Below are 19,881 nucleotides of genomic sequence, written 5' to 3' on the forward strand. Positions count from 1 at the left end.
CGGCGGCGTGCCGCAGACGGACCCACCCGACGACCCGGACCTGGCGGCCTGGCGAGAGATCGTGGAGAACTACGGCGACCGGGCGGAGCTGCCGCCCGACGCCGAGGCGAACGCGCCCGCCGCGGCGGAGTCGGGGCCGTCGTACTCGGTCCGCTTCGGCACGTTCGACGACGACATCGACGAAGACATCGACGTGTCGTTCGCGGAGGCCAGCGATCCCCTGGAGGACGACTTCGTACCCCCGGAGCCGGAGCCGTTCCGCCTCAGCCCGGCGCGCGCCGCGGCCTGGGCGGGCGTGCTCGGCGCACCGGTCGTGGCGCTGCTGGCCACCATCGTCGTGACCTCCACCGACCTCAGCGTCCCGCGCTGGTTCGGCTGGCTGCTGGTCGCTGCCTTCCTGGGCGGCTTCGGCTACCTCGTCATCACGATGCCGAGGGACCGCGACGACCCTTGGGACGACGGCGCGAGGCTGTAGCCGTCGGCTCCGGCGTCACGAGGTCGCGGAACCGCTGCAGGCGCTCACGACGACGGGCCCGCCTGACGAGCTCGCCACGGCGGCGCCGGAACATCGGCCGCACGGCCTCGGCACGGGCCAGGTCCGCAGCGCCGACGATGCCGGCCTCCGGGCCGAACCGCGCCTGCTGCACCACCGGGATCTCCCGGTGCCCCGCGCCGACCAGCGAAGCCGCGAGCGCCTTGCGGGCCGGCTCGAGCAGCAGGTCGGCGGCCGCCGAGACGCCGCCGCCCACGACGACCAGCTCGGGGTCGAACGCGGCGACGAGGTTCGCGACACCCACGCCGAGCCAGCTGCCGACCGAGGCGAAGGCCTCGAGGGCGACCGGGTCGCCGAGACGGGCGGCCTCGGTGACCATCGGACCGGTCAGGGCGGCCGGGTCCCCACCGCACGAGTCCTCGAGCAGCGACTCGCGACCGTCGAGGCGGGCGCGGGCGAAGCGGGCGAGGGCGTTGCCGCTGCAGTACTGCTCCCAGCAGCCGGTGCCGCCGCACTCGCAGGCCTGGCCGTCGGGCACGACCTGCATGTGGCCGAACTCGCCGGCCATGCCGTTCTGCCCGCGCAGCAGCGTGCGGTTGAGGATGAGGCTGCCGCCGATGCCGGTGCCCAGGGTGATCATGACGACGTCGGTGAAGCCACGGGCCACGCCGAAGGAGTACTCCGCGCGGGCCGCGCAGTTGGCGTCGTTGTCGAGCGCCACGGGCACGCCCCAGCGGGCCTCGAGCCGCGCTCGGGTCGGGTCCATCCGCCACGGCAGGTGCGGCGCGAACATCACGCGCTCGCCCGCCGCGTCCACGAAGCCGGCGGCGGCCAGGCCGACGCCGTCGATGCGGCGACCGTCGGCGACCTCGAGGACCGCCTCGGTCAGTGCGTTCTCGACGAGCGTCACGTCCACGAGCCTGCCGGGCGTCGACCGGCGCGCGGTGCGCCCGACCGTGCCGTCCGGGAAGACCTCGCCGGCGAGCACCTTGGTGCCGCCGATGTCGACACCGATGTAGAGCGTCACCGGCGCGCCAGGTCGGCTGCGCCGATCAGTCCGGCCCGACCGCCGAGCGTCGCCTTGCGGATAACGAGCTCGGGGCGGTGCCCGCGTCCGGTCAGCTGACTGAGGAAACCCTCGCGAGCCGGTTCGAGCAGCAGCTCGTCTGCCTCGGAGACCCCGCCCCCGATCGCGACGATGGCGGGGTCGAGGACGGCTGTGAGCGAGGCGATCCCCTCACCGAGCCAGCGCCCGAGCTCGCCCAGCAGGTCGATCGAGACCCGGTCGCCCGCCTGGGCCGCGGCCGTGACCTGCGGACCGGTGATCGAGTCAGCGGCGCCTCCGGCCTGCTTCAGCAGCTCGTCGGCGCGCCCCGCCTCGGCCGCCTCGCGTGCCATCCGGACCAGCGCGTTGCCGCTGGCGTACATCTCGAAGCAGCCGAGGTTGCCGCAGCCGCAGAGGATCCCGCCGGGTACGACGCGCATGTGGCCGATCTCGGCGCCGATGCCGAACGCGCCGCGGTACAGCGCGCCGTCGAGCACGAGCCCGCCGCCGACGCCGGTCCCCACGGTGATGAGCAGGAAGTCGTCGATGTCAGCCCCGGCGCCGTAGGTGAACTCACCCCAGGCGGCGGCGTTGGCGTCGTTCTCGATGACGACGCCCATGCCGGTGCGCTGCTCCAGGTCGACGCGCAGGTCGACGTCGCGCCAGGCGATGTTGGGGGCGAAGAGGACGGTGCTGCGGGACTTGTCGATGTAGCCCGCGGCGCCCACGCCGACCTTGTCGAACGCGTGGCGCGAGGCGAGGTCGTCGACCAGCCCGGCGATCGCGGTCGTGATGGCGTCGACGTCGGTGGCCGGGGACTCGACCCGGACCTCCTCGACGATCGCGCCGTCCTCGTCCACGACGCCCGCCAGGATCTTCGTCCCGCCGACGTCCACTCCACAGGCCAGGGTCACTTGTCCTCCTCCCACTCGCCACCGTCGAGGTCGATGTTCTCCACCTCGGTCGACCGATCACTCGCCGGTGAGGCCGATGACGCGGCCGCCGCGAGCAGGCCCGCCGCGGCCTGCATCAGCGAGGCTCCCGCGCTCGCGAGGTGCGTCTTGATCTCGGGACTCGCCTCACGGAAGACGTGGACGGTGCGACAGATCGGGCAGTACGTGCACTCCGCCGCGCCCGTCGCGAGGTGGGTGTCGACGTTGCGGCCCAGGTCGCTCGCCCATCCGGAGAGCGCACTGAACAGCTTCGCCGCCTCCTCGGCCGCCGACCCGATGTGGTCGTGGCCTCCAGGCTCCTGGTCCGAACCGGTCACTGCTCCTCCTCTCCCGTCGCGTGTCCCGAGCGTGCTGATCCTTCCATGAACCGCACCTGCAGCTCACCGGCCTCCACCCGGGCGCCCGCGATCCTCAGCCGGGCGATGCCCTGCGGCAGCGTCATCAGCCGCCGGTAGGAGCCGACGGTGACCACGAGGTCGTCACCGTTGCGGGCCAGGTGGACCTGGTCCCGGGTCGCTCCCGGCAGGGCCAGGTGGGCCACCGCACCGGTCGCGTTCCTGGTCACCCGGAACGGCCCCTCCCCGACCGGCGGCGCCAGCGGGTCGACGGGCTGGCCGGCGCCCCCCGCCGAGCCTGCCGAGGTGTAGACCTCCTGCGCGAGCGCCTCGAGTGCCGGTACGCCGACCGGCTCCCGCGGCCGGTAGACCGACCGCCACACGGGAAGTCCGGGGAACGAGGCGTCGACGTCGGCGAGCACCTCGTCCTGGGCCACCACCCAGCCGGCGCGCCAGTCGTCGGCGCCCTCGGCGGGGAAGACGCGGTTGGCCACGACCCCGTCGACGCGGTAGCCGTAGAGGGACAGCATCGTGTAGGAGCGCCGTGCCTCGGCCAGGACGACCGTCTCCGGCGTGAGGACGAGCCGGACGCTGGCCTCGGGCCCGCTCAGCAGGTCGCGCACCTCCAGCAGCTCGTCGTGCAGCCGCTGCAGGGCGTCGAAGACCGTCTCGCCGGGCATCGGGACGCCGGCGGCGCGGGTGAGCACCGGCTTGAGCGCCTTGACCAGCCGGCGCTGCATCGGGAAGACCCGCGCCATGTACCACCCGAGCGCCTCCGGGAGCGCGAGCAGCCGCAGCGTCTCGGCCGTGGGCGCGCAGTCGACGACGATGAGGTCCCACTCGCCCGACTGGGCGCGCAGCCTCAGCTCCAGGAGCGCCAGCACCTCCTCGGCGCCGGGGATGACGGTCAGCTCCTCGGCGGCGACCGGGTCCATGCCGGCCACGTCGAGCACCGACAGCAGGTAGCGCTGGATGTCGGCCCAGGACTGCTCGAACCGGAGCTGGGCGTCGACCTGCTCGACGTACAGGTCGGGCGCGACGAGGGTCGGCTCCGCGCCGACCGGCGCGCCGAAGGCGTCGGCGAGCGAGTGGGCCGCATCGGTGGAGAGCACCAGCGTCCGTTGCCCGGAGGAGGCGGCCAGCGCTGCGGTCGACGCGGCCAGGGTCGACTTGCCGACGCCGCCCTTGCCCGTGAAGAGGATGACCCTCAAGACACCGACTCGACGCGCGTCTTCAGGCCCCGGAGCGCCGTCTCGATGAGGATCTTCTCGCCCCGGCGCTTGAGCATGCCGATGAGGGGGATCGTCAGGTCGAGGGCCAGCCGGTAGGTGACCTCGGTACGGCCGCCGAGGTCGCGGAGGAGGTAGGCGCCGTCGAGGGCACGGAGCATGTTGCCGCGGGTGAGCGTCCAGGTGACCTCCTGGTCGCCGTCCCACGTGTACGCCAGGGTGTAGTCGTCCTTGATGGGCGCCACGTCGAGCACGAAGTGCACCTCGCTGGCCCGGCCGTCCGCCCCGGTCGCCTCGACGTCGGCCACCTTCACGCCCTTCGCCCACGACGGGTAGGCGTCGAAGTCGGCGATGACGGCCATCACGGCCGCGGGGGGCGCCTCGACGACGATCGAGGAGGTGGTCTGTTCAGCCATGTGAGCGTGTCCCAGCGGAGTCGGCGGGCGGTTTCGCCAGGTGCGGCTGGCGTGCCCGGCGAGCGTACCGGATGCTGGGGTCTGGAAGGTCGGCGGTAATGTGCTGGCCGATTACCTCTGGGTAACCCCGGAGACAACCTCGACAGGAGGCCCCTGGGTGCGCGAGTTCTCCACGCCGTTGACGATCGACCTCCCGACGGTCGGCAACCTCACGGACGACGTCGTCGTCAACGCTCGGGAGGCAGGAGAGGTCGCCGTCTTCAGCCGACGGGGTCCGAGCGGGGCCTGGGAGGACGTCACCGCGACGGAGTTCCTCGCCGAGGTCACTGCCGTCGCCAAGGGCCTCGTCGCCGCTGGCATCGAGCGCGGCGACCGGGTCGCGATCTTCTCCAAGACGCGCTACGAGTGGACGCTGCTCGACTACGCCATCTGGTTCGCCGGCGCGGTCTCCGTGCCGATCTACGAGACCTCCTCCTCCGAGCAGGTCCACTGGATCCTCAAGGACTCCGGCGCCAAGGCCGTCATCGCCGAGGGCCCGCAGCACGTCGCGCGGATCGCGGAGACCCGCAGCGTGCTCGCCGACCTCAACCACGTGTGGTCGTTCGCCGACAACGGCGTCGACGTGCTCACGCGGCTGGGTGCGGACCTCTCCGACGAGGAGATCGAGAAGCGTCGTACGTCGCTCACGCCGGACGACGTCGCGAGCCTGATCTACACCTCGGGCACGACCGGACGCCCCAAGGGCTGCGTCCTCACCCACGGCAACTTCATGTTCGAGCTCGGCGTGGCCGTGCACGAGCTGGACCGGCTGTTCCGGACCGAGGGCCGCAGCACCCTGCTCTTCCTCCCGCTGGCCCACGTCTTCGCCCGGGTCATCCAGATCGGCTGCGTGAAGTCGCGCACCAAGCTGGGCCACTCCCCCGACATCAAGAACCTCATCGACGACCTCGGCGAGTTCAAGCCGACGTTCATCCTGGCCGTGCCCCGGGTCTTCGAGAAGGTCTTCAACACCGCGTCCCAGAAGGCCACGGCCGACGGCCGCGGCAAGATCTTCGACAAGGCCACCGAGGTCGCGATCGCCTACTCGCGCGCCAGCGAGAAGGGCCGGGTGCCGATGCTGCTGCGGGCCCAGCACGCGATCTTCGCCAAGCTGGTCTACGGCAAGCTGCTCGCCGCCCTCGGCGGCCACTGCGAGTACGCCGTCTCCGGCGGCGCGCCGCTCGGCGAGCGGCTCGGCCACTTCTACCGCGGGCTCGGCCTCACCGTCCTCGAGGGCTACGGCCTGACCGAGACGACGGCCGCGCTGACCGTGAACCTTCCCGACGCCATCAAGATCGGCACCGTCGGCCGCCCCATCGAGGGGACGACCGTCCGGGTCGCCGACGACGGCGAGCTGCTGTTCAAGGGCGGGCAGGTGTTCCACAGCTACTGGAACAACCCGGAGGCCACCGCCGAGGCGAAGAACGGCCCGGCAGGCGAGGAGGCCTGGTTCCACACCGGCGACGTCGGCGAGGTCGACGACGAGGGCTTCGTCCGGATCACCGGCCGCAAGAAGGAGATCCTGGTGACCGCGGGCGGCAAGAACGTGGCCCCCGCCGTGCTCGAGGACCGGCTGCGCGCCCACCCGCTCGTCGACCAGTGCATCGTCGTCGGTGACGGCGAGCCCTTCATCGCCGCGCTCGTCACGCTCGACCTGGAGTCGCTGCCCACGTGGGCGGAGTCGCACGGGAAGGTCGTCGATCTCGCGACGCTCGTCGAGGACGCCGACCTGGTCGCCGAGATCCAGGGCGCCGTCGACGATGCCAACAAGGCGGTCTCGAAGGCCGAGTCGATCCGGAAGTTCGCGATCCTGCCGGACTCGTGGACCGAGGAGAGCGGCCAGCTGACGCCGAGCCTCAAGCTCAAGCGCAACGTCGTGATGAAGGAGTTCCGCGACCAGGTCGAGGCGCTCTACCACTCCTGACCCCGCGCGCTGTCTCACATCGCGGACACTGATGGCGTCGGCGAACGGCTGATTCCGGCCTGCCGACCGGACTACCCGCACCACCCGACCGGGCCATGTCGATCCGGGACCTTCCCGCTCACGCGGACAGGACCAGGGGTGCAGTCCCCGGGCGTCGTACAAGCGGCGCCCGGGGCTCCCACGACTTTGACTTCCGTTCTGCCACACCAGCACCAGCGGATCCCTACAGTTCTCGCCAGTGCGGGGCGAGCTCGGATCGACCCCTGAGTCGAAAGGTCGTCGATGGAGCGACGCAGAATCCTGGTGGTCGCCGCGGCGCTGGTCGCCGCCTTGGGTGCGGTCCTCGTCTTCATGTACGTGCGGGGCGCGGACACGCGTGCGCAGGACCAGTTCCAGACGACCGACGTCCTCGTGGCGACCCAGCCGATCCAGACGGGCGAGACGATCGAGGCGGCCTCGAGCGCCGGCAAGATCACGAAGAAGGCCGTCGCCAACAACTCGCTGCTGCCGGAGTACCAGGTCGACCTCTCGGCCCTGGCCGGCAAGGTCGCCCTGACGACGATCTACCCGGGCGAGCAGATCATCTCGTCCAAGTTCGGGACGACGGCCGCGCCCGCCACGCTGCTCCAGATCCCCGACAACCAGATCGCCATCTCGGTCAACCTCACCGACACCGCCCGTGTGGCCGGCTTCGTCAACCCGGGGTCCCAGGTCGCGATCTTCCTCAACGGCACCGACCCGAAGAGCGGCAAGACCTTCACGCAGCTCCTGCTGCCGAAGGTGACCGTGATCGGCGTCGGGTCGACCACGCCGGTCTCGACCACGACGACGTCCCAGTCGGGCGCCCAGACCACCGAGCAGCTGCCGCGCACGCTGCTCACGCTGGCGGTCACGCAGGACGAGGGCCAGAAGATCATGTTCAGCCAGGGCAACGGCGAGCTCGCGTTCGGACTGCTGCCCACCGACGGCAAGGCGACCGTCAAGCCGGGCATCCGCACCGACTACGACAACCTCTTCGGGTGATCCGATGCCGGTCATCGTCGATCCCGACCAGGACACCGTCGCCACCCTGCTCCGCTCGCTCCCCGCGGGCTCGCAGGGCGTCGCGACCATGGACCGAGCGCGCGCCTGGCTCGCCCAGCACCACGACGAGTACGTCGTCGTGCTCGGCCCGGCCGTCGCCGTACCCGAGGCGCTCGCGCTGTGCGACACCCTGCGGACCGTCCGCCCGACGGTCAGCGTGGTCCTCATCCGCGAGGAGCTGACGACCGACGTCCTCACCGCCGCGATGCAGGCCGGTGCCCGCGACGTCATCCCGAGCGGGTCCCCCGAGGCGGTCTCCGCCGCGGTCACCCGCGCCTACCAGCTCTTCCTGGCCCTGCGCGGGCCCGGCGGGGCCAGCCAGTCCGGCAAGGTGATCACGATCTGGTCGCCCAAGGGCGGCGTCGGCAAGACCACCATGTCGGTCAACCTCGGGCTGGCGCTCAGCGAGGGGGGCGCCCGACGGGTCTGCCTCGTCGACCTCGACCTGGCGTTCGGCGACGTGGCGATCACGATGCAGCTCTTCCCGACGCACTCGATCGAGCACGCGATCGGCTCGGAGCACACCCTCGACGCCGAGCTCCTCAACGGCCTGCTGACCCGCCACCAGGACTCGCTCATGATCCTGGCCGCGCCGTCGCACCCGGACGTGCGTGACCGGATCAGCCCCACGCTCGTCTCCCAGGTGCTGCGCCTGCTCAAGGAGTCCTTCGACTTCGTCGTCGTCGACACGGCGCCCGCGTTCGACGAGCAGACCCTCACGGCGCTCGACGAGACCGACGAGATCCTCATCATCGCGACGCTCGACGTGCCGACCCTGAAGAACGTCAAGGTCGCGCTCGAGACGCTGGACATGCTCAACATCGCCCAGGACCGCCGGCACCTCCTGCTCAACCGCGCCGACGACGAGGTCGGGATCAGCGCCGACCGCGTCGAGGCGATCCTCGGGATGCGGCCGACGGCCAAGGTGGCCACGTCGCTCGAGGTGGCGGCGGCGACCAACGCCGGCAACCCGATCGTCGCGAAGAACCCCTACCACCCGACCAGCACGGCGATCATCACGCTCGCCTCGCTGCTCGCCGGGGAGCAGATCGCCACGCCTCCGGCTGCGACCGCAGCCCAGGTCGACGAGGTCGATCAGCAGCCGAAGCGCCGACTGAGGAGGCGTCGGTGAGCCTCGCGGACCGGATCGCCGCCGCCCGGCGGCAGTCCGGTGACGGACCCGCCGAGCCGCTCGTCGGGCAGACCCCGGTCGAGCAGCCGTACGTCGCCGAGGAGTCCGCCGAGACGCCGGCGGGCAAGCGCCGGGCCGACGTACCGCCGGAGCCGGAGGCGGCACCGCCACTCCCGCCTCCCGCGCCCGTCGTCCAGGCCGCGCCGGCGGCCCCTGCGGCCGCTGCCGCCACGGCCGAGGGGGCGTCCCGTCGACTGCTCGCGGCAGGTCAGCAGTCCGACCGGTTCGACGCCATCAAGGCCAGCGTGCACAGCGAGCTCCTCAAGCAGCTCGGTCCGCAGCTCTACGAGTCGGACCTCGACGCCAAGGAGCTCGACCAGGCCGTCCGCAGCGTGCTGCAGGACGTGATCGCCGCGCAGGACCGACCGCTGTCCAACAGCGACCGCCAGCGGGTCATCCAGGAGATCAGCGACGACATCCTGGGCAACGGCCCCATCGAGCCCTACCTGCGTGACTCCGAGGTGTCCGAGGTCATGGTCAACGGCCATGCCGACATCTGGCTGGAGCGGTCGGGACGGCTGGTCAAGGCGGACGGCCAGTTCACCGACGAGGCGCACCTGCGGCGCACGATCGACAAGATCGTGTCGCGCATCGGGCGCCGTGTGGACGAGTCCAGCCCGATGGTGGACGCCCGCCTCCCCGACGGCAGCCGCGTCAACGCGATCGTCCCGCCGCTGGCGATCGACGGGTCGGCGCTGACGATCCGGAAGTTCTCCGCGGACCCGCTGACGGCCGACGACATGGTGCGCTTCGGGTCGCTGACGCCCGAGTCGCGGCGCTTCCTCGAGGCGTGCGTGCGCGGCCGGCTCAACGTGATCGTGTCCGGGTCGACCGGCGCCGGCAAGACGACGACGCTCAACGTCCTGTCCTCCTTCATCCCCGACGACGAGCGCATCGTCACCATCGAGGACGCCGCGGAGCTCCAGCTCAAGCAGGCCCACGTGGTCCGGCTCGAGTCGCGACCGGCCAACATCGAGGGCAAGGGCGCGGTCAGCATCCGCGACCTCGTCAAGAACAGCCTCCGCATGCGACCCGACCGCATCATCGTCGGTGAGGTCCGTGACGCCTCCGCGCTCGACATGCTGCAGGCCATGAACACCGGCCACGACGGCTCCATCTGCACCCTGCACTCCAACGGGCCACGCGACACGCTCGCCCGCATGGAGACGATGGTGCTGATGGCGGGCATGGACCTCCCGGTTCGGGCCATCCGCGAGCAGGTGACCTCGGCGGTCGACCTCATCGTCCACCAGACCCGCTTCAAGGACGGCACCCGCAAGATCACCCACGTCACCGAGGTGGAACGGATGGAGGGCGACGTCATCACGCTGCAGGACATCTTCGCCTACGACACCGCCGCCGGCTTCGACGCCGAGGGTCGTGCGCTGGGCAGCCTGAGGCCCACGGGACTCCGACCGAAGTTCCTCGAGAAGATGGCGAACTCCAACGTGACGGTGGACCCGATGCTCTTCGTGCCGGACCGGGGCTGATGAGGCGTCTCGTCGCCGCCGTGGTGGCGGCTCTCGGAACCCTCGCGCTCGCCGCGCCCGCCGCCCACGCGGCGGACGGCGACAGCGCGATCACGCACATGCAGCGCACCGAGGCCGGGCTCAAGCTGCTCGTGTCCGTCCCCGCTGACGCGGATGTCCAGCTCGGCGACGTTGCGGTGACGATCGACGGCACCGCGGCGGAGGCGACCGCGACGACGGCCCGCAACGGTGGCGGCGTACGCCGGACCGAGATGCTCGCGATCGACACGAGCAACTCGATGAAGGGCGCCAAGTTCGACGCCGCCAAGGCCGCCGCGCTGCTGTTCCTCCAGACCGTGCCGAGCGACGTCTACGTCGGCGTCGTGACGTTCGACCACGAGGTCACGACCGACCTGCAGCCGACGCGCGACCGCGCCGCCGCGACCGACGTGATCAACGGACTCACGCTCAGCGGCGGCACGCACCTCTACGACGCCATGGTCGCCGCCGTCCAGGCGGCCGGGTCCGCCGGCCAGCGGTCCCTGCTCGTCCTGTCCGACGGCGCCGACGCCAGCGAGACGACCCTCGACACCGCGACGTCGGCCATCTCGAAGGCGAAGGCCCTGGTCGATGTCGTCGCCGTCGACCAGGCCGCCGACGACTCCGCCCTCGTGGCACTCGCCGACGCGGGCAAGGGCCGCGTCCTGTCGGCCGACCCGAACGCCCTGGCGACCACGTTCGCCGCCGAGGCGCAGGCGCTGGCGCGCCAGGTGCTGGTGACCGCCCAGGTGCCCGCCAGCGTCACCGCGACCGAGGCCACGGTCGAGGTCAGCTTCGGTGACGTCACCGCGAGCGCGTTCGGGAAGGTCCGCGCCGCCGGACCGCCGACCGTCGCCACCATGGCCACGGGGTTCGTCATCCCGCGGTGGGGCATGTACGCCGGGGTCGCCGGCCTCGGCCTCGGCATCGCACTCCTGCTGATCCTGATCATCCCGAGGCCCACCGGTCCACTGACCCCTGAGCAGCGGGTCACGTCGTACACCACCGCGACCAGCCGCCGCAGCAGTCGGCGCGGCGGTCACAAGGCCGACTCCGACGAGGTGCTGGCCTCGGCGAAGACGGCCGCCGCCGACATCCTCAAGCGCAACGCGGGTCTCGAGGCCAAGATCGCCGCTCGGCTCGACGCCGCCGGAAGCGAGCTCAAGCCCGCCGAGTGGCTGCTCCTCCATGCCGGCATCGCGGTCGCCGTGACCCTGTTCGGCCTCCTGCTCGGCCGGGGCAACCTCCTGCTCGGGATCGTGTTCCTGGCCTTCGGCATCATCGGCCCGTGGGTCTACCTCGGGCTGCGGCGCCGCCGTCGGCAGAAGGCGTTCGGCAAGGCACTGCCCGACACGCTCCAGCTGATCTCCGGCTCGCTGGCCGCCGGTCTGTCGCTCGCGCAGGCGATGGACACGGTCGTCAACGACGGCGTGGAGCCGGTGGCCGGCGAGTTCCGACGGGTGCTCGTCGAGACCCGGCTCGGCGTGTCGCTCGAGGACGCTCTCGAAGGCGTGGCGGAGCGACTCGAGAGCAAGGACTTCACCTGGGTCGTCATGGCGATCCGCATCCAGCGCCAGGTCGGCGGCAACCTGGCCGAGCTCCTCGACACCGTGGCCGCGACGATGCGCGAGCGGGAGTACCTGCGCCGCCAGGTGGGCGCCCTCGCCGCTGAGGGCAAGCTGTCGGCCATCGTCCTGGGTCTGCTGCCGCCGCTGTTCGTCGTTTACCTGACGCTGACGAACTGGAACTACGTTTCTCCCCTCTTCACCGACATCCGGGGCATCCTCATGCTCGCGGGTGGCACACTGTGGCTGGGAGTGGGCGTGTTCTGGATGAGTCGTCTCGTGAGAGTCGAGGTCTGACATGGTGCTCCTGTTCGTTCTCGGGCTGTTGCTCGTCATGGTGGCGATCGCGCTGCTGGCGATGGGGCTCCGCCCCGCCGAAGAGGCCCGCGGCATCAACCGCTCCCTCGCCGTGCTGCAGGCCATGACCGACGCTCCGCGCGAGCTGACGGTCGACCTGGAGAAGCCGTTCGCCGACCGGGTGCTCCAACCACTGCAGGAGCGCGCACTCAAGCTGGGTCGGCGCATCAGCGGCGCCGACTCGGCCGAGCGGATCCGCAAGAAGCTCGACCTGGCCGGCAACCCGGCCGGTTGGACCGTCGACAGGGTGACCGCCGGCAAGGTCCTCGGCGCAGGCCTCGGCCTGCTGCTGGGCCTCGCGATCGGCCTGCTGCTCGCCCACGCCCCCACGACACGACTGATCTTCGTCGGCGCGGGCCTGGTCATCGGGTTCTTCGGGCCCAACTTCTACCTCTACCAGCTCGCCTACGATCGGTCGGCCAAGCTCGAGAGGGAGCTGCCGGACGCCATCGACCTCATGACCATCAGCGTGGAGTCGGGCCTCGGTTTCGACGCGGCCGTGCAGCAGGTGGCGCAGAACACCGACGGGCCGTTGGCCGACGAGTTCGGACGCATGATCCGCGAGATGCAGCTCGGCATGGGCCGGGCCGAGGCGCTCCGGTCGCTGGGCGAGCGCGTCGACGTCGACGACCTGCGCTCGTTCATCTCGGCGATGGTGCAGGCCGACTCCTTCGGCATCCCGATCGCGCAGGTGCTCCGCGTGCAGTCGTCGGAGATGCGCGTCAAGCGCCGTCAGCGGGCCGAGGAGAAGGCCCAACAGGTGCCGGTCAAGATCACCGTCCCCCTGATCTTCTGCATCCTGCCCGCCCTCTTCGTCGCGGTCATGGGGCCGGCCGCCATCAACATCATGGACAACTTCGGCGGCTGATGTTCGACGCCGACCGACTGCCTTTCCGGGTGGCAGCGCTCGCACGGATCATCGTGCTGGTCGCGCTCACCGGGCCCGTGCTGTGGACCCGTGATGCGGCGGCCCTGCTCGCGCTCCTCGTCATCGGGGCCATCTGGGCCCTCGCCACCATCGTGGACCTGCGTCGCGTCCTTCCACTCGCGCTGCTCACGACCGGCGAGGCGATTCTCGTCGGGATCGTCTGCGGGATCGTGGTCGACACCTCCACCGCCGTCCTCGGAGCCCTGTGCGTGCCACCCTTCACGGCCTCGGTCTTCCGCGGCCTCTGGGGCATGGCGACATCCTTGTGTGCCGAGCTCGCCATGCTGGTCGTGTTCGCCTTCCTCATCGGCGGGCCACTCACGGCTGAGCAGCTCTCCGCCGCCTTCAGCTGGTCGGTGACCGGTCTGGGCCTTGCCCTGATCGGGACCTTCCTCCACGGCGCCCTCGTGGAGCGCAGCGACCCGCTGGCGCCCTACCACTACGCGCAGAGCCTCCTGCGTCAGCTGATCGGGATCTCGGAGGGGCTCGACAGCGGCCTGGACCCCGTCGCTCTGGGCGGCTCGATCCTCTCCGCCGTCCGCGACGAGGTGCCGACGGTGGCGATGACGTTGTACGTCGCCCGCGACGGAGCCCTGCTCCCGCTCGTGACGAAGTCGCTCGGCACCCCCGAGGACGTGCAGCACTTCGAGGCGCTGGCGACCCAGTGCTGGCGTCAGTGCGCGCCGGTCCAGCGTGACCGCCTGTTCGGCTTCCCACTGCTTGCCGACTCCGGCACCACCGGCGTCGTCGTGGCCGCGCTCCCTGACGGGACCGACGTCCGCGCCGTCGGCCTCGACGGCGCGGTTCGCCGGCTCACCGCGACCCTGCGCCCGAGCGCCGTCCACCTCGACACCGCTCTCCTCTTCGCGGCCTTCCGCGACGCCGCCAGCGCCGAGGAGCGACGTCGGCTGGCCCGCGAGATGCACGACGGGGTCGCCCAGGACATCGCGTCCCTCGGCTACCTCGCCGACGCGCTCGCCGCCGTCGCGACGACCGACGCGCAGCACGAGCGGATCGCGATGCTCCGCCAGCGGGTCAGTGCGATCGTCACCGAGATCCGCCGGTCGCTCGTCAACCTGCGCACCAGCATCGGCGAGAGCGAGAGTCTCGGCGCCGCCATCGCCTCGGTCGCCCGTAACCTCTCGGAGGTCTCAGGCGTTCCGATCCACGTGACCGCCGACGAGCTCACCGAGCGGCTCCGCCCCGAGGTGGAGGCGGAGCTGTTCCGCATCGCCCAGGAAGCCATGAACAACGCGGTCAAGCACGCCCGGGCGGACGCGATCGAGGTGCACTGCCAGGTGCGTGCCCCCGCAGCGCGGATCACCGTGACCGACGACGGGCGCGGTCTGCAGCCAGGCCGCCGCGACTCGCACGGGTTGAAGATCATGCGCGAGCGCGCCCTGCTGGTCAACGGCGCACTCGAGCTGACGGACTCCCCTGGCGGCGGCCTGTGCGTGTCTGTCACGATCCGGGGCGACGGCGGCCCTGAAGAGATCACGGTCCTCCAACCGGACTTCGACGATGAGACGAGGGTGAAAGCATGAGCGAGCCGATCAAGATCCTTCTGGTGGACGACCACGAGCTCATCCGCGAGGGACTCGCGGGCGTGATGCAGCTCGAGGACGACATGGAGGTCGTCGGGCAGGCGGGCAGCGTGGCCGAGGCCCTCAGGGCCTACGCCGCCCTCTCCCCCGGTGTCGTGGTCGCCGACCTGCAGCTGCAGGACGGCACCGGGCTCGACATCGTGCGCAGCATCCGGAAGGCGAACGACAAGACGGGTGTCGTCGTGCTCACGATGCACTCGGGCGACGACCAGATCTTCGCGGCCATGGAGGCCGGCGCCTCGGGCTTCGTGGGCAAGGACGCGCCGTCCGGCGAGGTCGTCAGGGCTGCGCGGCATGCAGCGGTCTCCCCCCGTTCGTTCGTGTGCGCCGGACTGGCACAGGCGATGATGCGACGCGCCACGTCGGAGTCCACCAAGCTCTCCGATCGGGAGCACGAGGTCCTGCTGCTGCTCGCCGACGGGCTGGGCGCCGCCCAGATCGGTCAGCAGCTCTACCTGTCGGAGTCGACGGCGAAGTCGCACATCGCGAAGATCTACCAGAAGCTCGGCGCGGCGAACCGCGCCCAGGCCCTCGTGACAGCGATGCGGATCGGGCTGCTCTCCAGCGTCCAGCCGGCCGGGCGACCTGTCGGCTGACCTGGGACCTTCGTAGTCCGAACGGGCTACCAAGGTCGACACTGTCTCCCGATTCGGCGCGCGTGCCGCTCCCTCAGGATTGATGCGTGGGGCACGGGCTCCACGGACACACGGGAACGACGTCCGGAGCCCAGCTCTCGGCCAACATCTCAAGGGGAGACAGATCACCATGGTGGACTACCTGCGCATCATGCTCAACGCTCGCATGTCGAAGATGGAGGAGCGCGGCGCCTCGGCCGTCGAGTACGGCCTCCTCATCGCCGGCATCGCCGCCGTCATCGTCGTCGCGGTCATGGCCCTCGGCCCGATCATCAAGGACGCGTTCCACAAGACCTGCACCGCGATCGCGAGCGGGTCGGGCAGCTGCAACCAGTAACCGCAGCTCGAACGTCGACCGCGCCTCGCCGCGGTCAACCAGGGCGCCGCAGCGACATGCTGCGGCGCCCTGCTGCGTCTGGCTCTTGAGGCGCCGGACGCCGTCGTGGGAGCGAGGTAGTCCGAACGGGCTATCGGGATCGACACGCTCTCCCGATTCGCGCGCAATCGGCCGTTCGCCAGCATTCTCACCGTGGGGCAGCGGCTCCACGTCGCCGTGGCCAGGAGCCTGCGGCCCCAGAAACTCCAATGAAGGGGAGAGATCAACATGGTGGACTACCTCCGCATCGTGCTCAACGCCCGCCTCGCCAAGATGGAGGAGCGCGGCGCCTCGGCCGTCGAGTACGGCCTGCTCATCGCCGGCATCGCCGCCGTCATCGTCGTCGCGGTCATGGCCCTCGGCCCGATCGTCAAGGACGCGTTCGACAAGACCTGCCAGTCGATCAAGTCCGGCGCCGCCACCCTCAGCGGCAGCTGCGCCTGACCGAGGCATTCGGCACCTTCGATGAAGGGGCGTCGCAGTGCGTTCTGCGGCGCCCCTGCCCTTTCCAAGGAGCGACCATGCAGTGCAGGAACGACAGAGGTGCCTCAGCCGTCGAGTACGGGCTGTTGATCGCGGGCATCGCGGCAGTCGTGGCGATCGTCGTCGTGGGACTGGGCCAGGCGGTCGGGCATCGGCTGTCCGACAACTGCGACGAGATCGGCGGCCACATCCAGACGGCCCTGGCGCAGAGCGGAAGCACCGGCTGTACCCCGTGACATCACGATCCCAGGCGTTTCGCCAGAGCGATCCTCTGCAGCGCGGTCGGGTGTGACCCGAACCAGAACTGCGACCAGGACGCCGGTGTCGGATCCGACAGCGAGCTGAGTGCCAGCTTGCGCTGAAGGTTCACGAAGGCATCGGCGTCCTTCGTCGTCTCCAGGGCCGCGACGTCTGCCCGTGTCTCGATCTGGCGGCTGATCGTGTTCTGCAGCGGAAGCGCCAGCACCGTGCCGATCGCCAGCAGAGCGAGCAGCATCGGCACGTCCTCCGGTTCGCCGATCCGCGAGCCGTCGGCGCGGCGGCGCTCAACGATCACCCCCAGCAGGCCGATCGCCGCGAGTGCGCCCGTCGCTCCCAGGAGCGACCCGGTCAGCACGTCGTCGTGCTTCGCGTGCCCGAGCTCGTGCGACACCACCGACAGCGTCTCGGCGCGGGGCACCTCGTTGACGAGGTTGTCGAAGAGCACCACTCGTCGTGTGCTCCCGAAGCCGGAGACGTAGGCGTTGAGCGTCGTCGTCCGGCGCGATGCGTCGGCGACCAGCACGTCGTCGATGTGCACGCCTTGCTTCTCGGCGAGGGCGAAGACGTCGGAGCGCAGCTCCCCTGCCGGTAGTGAGGTGAAGTTGTTGAACAGGGGCTCGACGATCACCGGGTAGACATAGGACCCGAGCAGGACCAGCACGCCCAGCGTCACGCCGGCGATGGCGGGCCAGAACCGCCGCCAGCGCCGAACGCACGCCATGAGCGCGAGCAGCCCCAGCGACGTGGCGACGATCGACACCACGAGACTCGTGAGGCGGTCGGTCGCGAAGCCGCTCCAGGCCTGCCGCGAGAGGCCCACTTCGAGCTGGCGCCGGCGCACCTGGATCGCGGGCACCAGCGTGGCGAGCGAGCCGAGGACCTCGAGCACGACGACGCCCTGGACGACCCGCAGCCACCACGGACCGCGCAGGAGACCCATCAGGCGACGGCCCAGCGGCGAGAAGCCGAGGACACACGCGACGAGGAGCGAGATCACCATCCCCGAGCGCGACCAGAAGCGGGCGAACGAGGAGTAGGACTCCATCGCCGAGATCTGCGCGTGCGTGAACACGCTCTCGGCCGGCGGTGGATCGAGTGGCCCACCCGGATAGGGATGCCACGGCACGCGTACGACGGCCACGACGACGAAGAGGACGAGGCCGACGCCCATCACGGCGAACGCGACGCGACGCGCCGGGGGTGCGTCTGCTCTCACGCGGCCAAGTGTGACAAACGCCGCTGCCACAGGTGCGTCAGGCCCTCGGTGCCGACGCCGAGCACGTCGCGAAGGACCGTGTCGAGGTCCTCCCCGGCGCCGACGCGGTCGTAGACCTCGACGAGCCCCTGCTCCCCCGCGCGGTCCGCGATGACCCGGCAGACCAGCCACGCCGCCTCGTACTCCGCGCCGAAGCTGTCGGAGTGCGAGTTGAAATCGCTCTGGTCGGGCAGGCGAGCCGGCGGACCGCTTTTGCGGACCTGGGCGATGATCTGGCCGGCCGTCGTGGTGATCGGGAGGTGGACGTCGCGCAGCGCCACGTAGTCGGCGAACCCCTCCGTCAGCCAGATCGGACGGTGAGTGTTGCTGGGCGCGTTGGTGGCCGCGTGGGTCGCCTCGTGGCTGATCACGATCTGCGCCCCCTGCTTGTCGAGGGTGCTCATCACCTCCGGGTTCACGAAGACGTGCACCGGGGCGTCCTCCGCCGTCGAGCCGTCGACGCTCGCGGTCACGGCCGCCACGCCGGCGTACGTCCCCGCATCGGCGCCGAGCGCCGCGTCCAGCGCTGCCTCCGACCGTGGCACCTCGACCACCAGAGGACCCGCCCACCCCGTGACCACCCGGCCGACGATCGTGACGGCCCGCTGCGCCAGCGCCGAGTAGCGCTGGACGTTCGCCGCGTCCGGTCCGAGCGCGAGGACGCCCGCCCCGGTGCGGACGTGCAGCGGCTCGGTGAGCCAGAGGGGACTGCGCTGCGCTCCCCCGCCGATGCCCGTGATGCCGGCCTTTCCGTCCGATACCGCGAAGCCGACCGCCACCTCCGTGTGGACGGATGCGGCGTCGTAGCCGTCGAACCGCCACGTGAAGTCGACCGCGGCGGTCCAGCGGCCGTCCGGATCGACCGGGCCGCTCTCGTCGACGTACCTCGCGCTGAAGTCGGTGACGTCCAGCTCGCCGGCGTTCGATGCCACCGCACCCAACAGCGAGCCGGCCCGGTCGTCGGCGCCGAGCACTTCGGCGGCCGAGCGGTCGTGACTGGAGACGGCCTGCTCGAGATCATCCAGCGTGGTGGCGGCGAGGTCCGGACGCGCGGAGACCTGCGAGCGCTGCGGGTGCGAGGCGACGTAGGTGTCGGGCTTGACCGCCAGCCAGACGACCCCCACGACGCAGAGGCACAGGAAGGCAGCAAGGCCGGCCCCCCACCAACGTGGGCGACCGGCCTTGCGTGTGGTCAACGGTGTCTCAGCCAGGGCGGACGGCGCCGGAGTACGGCATCGAGTGCAGCGGCGAGATCTCCACGCCCGCGCTCGGGTTGGCCGCGTGGAGGACCATGCCACCGCCGATGTAGATGCCGACGTGGCTGATCGGGCTGTAGTAGAAGACCAGGTCACCCGGCTGCAGGTCGCTCTCGGCGATGTGCGGGCCGGAGCTGTACTGGGCACGCGAGGAGTGCGGCAGGGAGACGCCGGCGGCCCCCCACGCGCGCATCGTCAGGCCGGAGCAGTCGAAGGCGTCGGGACCGGTGGCGCCCCAGACGTACGCGTCGCCGAGCTGGGCACGCGCGTACGCGATGGCAGCGCCGGCGCGGCCGCTGGCCGGCACGTCGACCGGCGTGCGGTCGGAGGACGAGGAGTCGCGCGACAGGATCGCCTGGCGCTCCTGGTCCTTCAGCTTGGCCAGCAGGTCCTTCGCCTCGGCGAGCTTGCCGTCGACGGCCTTCTTGTCCGCGGCGAGCTTCTTCTCGGTCGCCGAGACCTCGGCGGCGCGCTGCTCGGTCGCCTTGCGGCGCAGACGGAGGGCGTCCAGCTGGGTCGCGTAGTCGCGGTAGAGCCCGGCCTGCAGGCTGTCGAAGTCCGAAATGGTGGACAGCTGCCCGAGGAACACCTTCGGGTCGTCGGAGATGAAGACCTGACCGACGGCGGAGAGGTTGGAGCCCTCGAACTGCTGGAGCATCGAGTCGCGCAGCTGCTCACGGATCGAGGACAGCGCGGTGTCCTGGCGCTCCTGATCGGCGCGAAGGCTGTCGAGCTCCTGCTTGAGAGCAGAGAGTCGGAGCCGGGCCTCGTTGTAGTTCTCGGTCGCCTGGTCGGCGTCCTTGTAGAGCGTGTCGACGCGCGCCTGCACGTCCTTGATATTGGGCTTCGCCTCTGCGGGCGTCGTGGCGGTCATCCCGAGGGTGCAGGCGAGCCCGAGGCCCGCCACCGCTGCAGCGACGCGTTTCCGACCGTTCAGCACGAGC

General features: G+C 70.9%; 20 protein-coding genes. 12 read left to right on the top strand and 8 right to left on the bottom strand.

Annotated features, from left to right (window positions below; genetic code table 11):
* The first annotated feature begins 7 nt into the window (after positions 1–7).
* Complete coding sequence (locus QDS12_RS21475) at positions 8–475, top strand: hypothetical protein (RefSeq protein ID WP_279882977.1); 468 nt, start codon at positions 8–10, stop codon at positions 473–475.
* On the opposite strand, the gene QDS12_RS21480 is transcribed toward QDS12_RS21475, so the two are convergent.
* The 5 genes from QDS12_RS21480 to QDS12_RS21500 are packed head-to-tail and all read right to left on the bottom strand — an operon-like array spanning position 423 to position 4,471.
* Positions 423–1,520 carry an ROK family protein gene (locus QDS12_RS21480; protein ID WP_279882979.1) on the bottom strand — a complete coding sequence of 366 codons (1,098 nt, stop codon included), beginning with the start codon at positions 1,518–1,520 and terminating at the stop codon, positions 423–425. The genes QDS12_RS21475 and QDS12_RS21480 overlap by 53 nt on opposite strands.
* Positions 1,517–2,452, bottom strand: a complete 936-nt coding sequence (locus tag QDS12_RS21485; RefSeq protein WP_279882981.1) for an ROK family glucokinase — start codon at positions 2,450–2,452, stop codon at positions 1,517–1,519. Before QDS12_RS21485 ends, QDS12_RS21480 begins: the two co-directional genes overlap by 4 nt.
* A complete protein-coding gene (locus tag QDS12_RS21490; protein ID WP_279882983.1) occupies positions 2,449–2,808 on the bottom strand; it encodes a DUF5304 family protein in 360 nt (119 codons plus the stop codon). Before QDS12_RS21490 ends, QDS12_RS21485 begins: the two co-directional genes overlap by 4 nt.
* The gene (locus tag QDS12_RS21495; protein WP_279882985.1) at positions 2,805–4,037 is read right to left on the bottom strand and encodes an ArsA family ATPase; all 1,233 of its coding nucleotides are present in this window, start codon (positions 4,035–4,037) and stop codon (positions 2,805–2,807) included. Before QDS12_RS21495 ends, QDS12_RS21490 begins: the two co-directional genes overlap by 4 nt.
* On the bottom strand, positions 4,034–4,471 hold the full coding sequence (locus QDS12_RS21500; RefSeq protein WP_279882987.1) for an SRPBCC family protein: 438 nt from the start codon (positions 4,469–4,471) through the stop codon (positions 4,034–4,036). The genes QDS12_RS21495 and QDS12_RS21500 overlap by 4 nt, the downstream gene beginning before the upstream one ends.
* 157 nt (positions 4,472–4,628) lie before the next feature.
* Between QDS12_RS21500 and QDS12_RS21505 the strand changes: the two genes are divergently transcribed.
* The 11 genes from QDS12_RS21505 (at position 4,629) to QDS12_RS21555 (ending at position 16,401) form a co-directional block, all read left to right on the top strand.
* Positions 4,629–6,434, top strand: a complete 1,806-nt coding sequence (locus QDS12_RS21505) for an AMP-dependent synthetase/ligase (protein WP_279882989.1) — start codon at positions 4,629–4,631, stop codon at positions 6,432–6,434.
* A gap of 282 nt (positions 6,435–6,716) precedes the next feature.
* Entirely contained in the window at positions 6,717–7,457 is a 741-nt protein-coding gene (gene cpaB / locus QDS12_RS21510; RefSeq protein ID WP_279882991.1) for a Flp pilus assembly protein CpaB, read from the top strand.
* Positions 7,458–7,461: 4 nt separating this feature from the next.
* The gene (locus QDS12_RS21515) at positions 7,462–8,649 is read left to right on the top strand and encodes an AAA family ATPase (protein WP_279882993.1); all 1,188 of its coding nucleotides are present in this window, start codon (positions 7,462–7,464) and stop codon (positions 8,647–8,649) included.
* Positions 8,646–10,199, top strand: a complete 1,554-nt coding sequence (locus QDS12_RS21520; protein ID WP_279882995.1) for a CpaF family protein — start codon at positions 8,646–8,648, stop codon at positions 10,197–10,199. Before QDS12_RS21515 ends, QDS12_RS21520 begins: the two co-directional genes overlap by 4 nt.
* Positions 10,199–12,079 (top strand): type II secretion system F family protein, encoded by a 1,881-nt coding sequence (locus QDS12_RS21525; protein WP_279882997.1) that lies wholly within the window; start codon positions 10,199–10,201, stop codon positions 12,077–12,079. The genes QDS12_RS21520 and QDS12_RS21525 overlap by 1 nt, the downstream gene beginning before the upstream one ends.
* A 1-nt stretch (position 12,080) precedes the next feature.
* Complete coding sequence (locus tag QDS12_RS21530) at positions 12,081–13,007, top strand: type II secretion system F family protein (RefSeq protein ID WP_279882999.1); 927 nt, start codon at positions 12,081–12,083, stop codon at positions 13,005–13,007.
* A 29-nt stretch (positions 13,008–13,036) separates the two neighbouring features.
* Positions 13,037–14,611 (top strand): sensor histidine kinase, encoded by a 1,575-nt coding sequence (locus tag QDS12_RS21535; RefSeq protein WP_279883001.1) that lies wholly within the window; start codon positions 13,037–13,039, stop codon positions 14,609–14,611.
* Complete coding sequence (locus QDS12_RS21540) at positions 14,608–15,267, top strand: response regulator transcription factor (RefSeq protein ID WP_279883003.1); 660 nt, start codon at positions 14,608–14,610, stop codon at positions 15,265–15,267. The genes QDS12_RS21535 and QDS12_RS21540 overlap by 4 nt, the downstream gene beginning before the upstream one ends.
* 169 nt (positions 15,268–15,436) lie before the next feature.
* A complete protein-coding gene (locus tag QDS12_RS21545) occupies positions 15,437–15,643 on the top strand; it encodes a Flp family type IVb pilin (RefSeq protein ID WP_279883005.1) in 207 nt (68 codons plus the stop codon).
* Positions 15,644–15,910: 267 nt separating this feature from the next.
* Positions 15,911–16,126, top strand: a complete 216-nt coding sequence (locus QDS12_RS21550) for a Flp family type IVb pilin (protein WP_279883007.1) — start codon at positions 15,911–15,913, stop codon at positions 16,124–16,126.
* Between the two features lie 77 nt (positions 16,127–16,203).
* Positions 16,204–16,401: a Flp family type IVb pilin gene (locus tag QDS12_RS21555; RefSeq protein WP_279883009.1), complete on the top strand. Its 198-nt coding sequence runs from the start codon at positions 16,204–16,206 to the stop codon at positions 16,399–16,401.
* Positions 16,402–16,403: 2 nt separating this feature from the next.
* Here the strand turns inward: QDS12_RS21555 and QDS12_RS21560 are convergent, their stop codons facing one another.
* Genes QDS12_RS21560 through QDS12_RS21570 form a run of 3 tightly spaced genes read right to left on the bottom strand, consistent with a single transcriptional unit; the run spans position 16,404 to position 19,877 of the window.
* Entirely contained in the window at positions 16,404–17,642 is a 1,239-nt protein-coding gene (locus tag QDS12_RS21560) for a M48 family metallopeptidase (RefSeq protein ID WP_279883011.1), read from the bottom strand.
* The gene (locus QDS12_RS21565) at positions 17,639–18,877 is read right to left on the bottom strand and encodes a hypothetical protein (RefSeq protein WP_279883013.1); all 1,239 of its coding nucleotides are present in this window, start codon (positions 18,875–18,877) and stop codon (positions 17,639–17,641) included. Before QDS12_RS21565 ends, QDS12_RS21560 begins: the two co-directional genes overlap by 4 nt.
* Positions 18,878–18,884: 7 nt before the next feature.
* Positions 18,885–19,877, bottom strand: coding sequence for a C40 family peptidase (locus QDS12_RS21570; protein ID WP_279883015.1), 993 nt, complete (start codon positions 19,875–19,877; stop codon positions 18,885–18,887).
* Between the last annotated feature and the right edge of the window lie 4 nt (positions 19,878–19,881).

Origin of the sequence: Nocardioides sp. CER19 (genome assembly GCF_029846275.1) — a bacterium.
Lineage (GTDB): Bacteria > Actinomycetota > Actinomycetes > Propionibacteriales > Nocardioidaceae > Nocardioides.

Coding starts and splice junctions, on each gene's coding strand:
- QDS12_RS21550 (WP_279883007.1), top strand. CDS start 15,911: ATGGTGGACTACCTCCGCATCGTGCTCAACGCCCGCCTCGCCAAGATG.
- QDS12_RS21545 (WP_279883005.1), top strand. CDS start 15,437: ATGGTGGACTACCTGCGCATCATGCTCAACGCTCGCATGTCGAAGATG.
- QDS12_RS21525 (WP_279882997.1), top strand. CDS start 10,199: ATGAGGCGTCTCGTCGCCGCCGTGGTGGCGGCTCTCGGAACCCTCGCG.
- QDS12_RS21530 (WP_279882999.1), top strand. CDS start 12,081: ATGGTGCTCCTGTTCGTTCTCGGGCTGTTGCTCGTCATGGTGGCGATC.
- QDS12_RS21500 (WP_279882987.1), bottom strand. CDS start 4,471: ATGGCTGAACAGACCACCTCCTCGATCGTCGTCGAGGCGCCCCCCGCG.
- cpaB (WP_279882991.1), top strand. CDS start 6,717: ATGGAGCGACGCAGAATCCTGGTGGTCGCCGCGGCGCTGGTCGCCGCC.
- QDS12_RS21555 (WP_279883009.1), top strand. CDS start 16,204: ATGCAGTGCAGGAACGACAGAGGTGCCTCAGCCGTCGAGTACGGGCTG.
- QDS12_RS21540 (WP_279883003.1), top strand. CDS start 14,608: ATGAGCGAGCCGATCAAGATCCTTCTGGTGGACGACCACGAGCTCATC.
- QDS12_RS21515 (WP_279882993.1), top strand. CDS start 7,462: ATGCCGGTCATCGTCGATCCCGACCAGGACACCGTCGCCACCCTGCTC.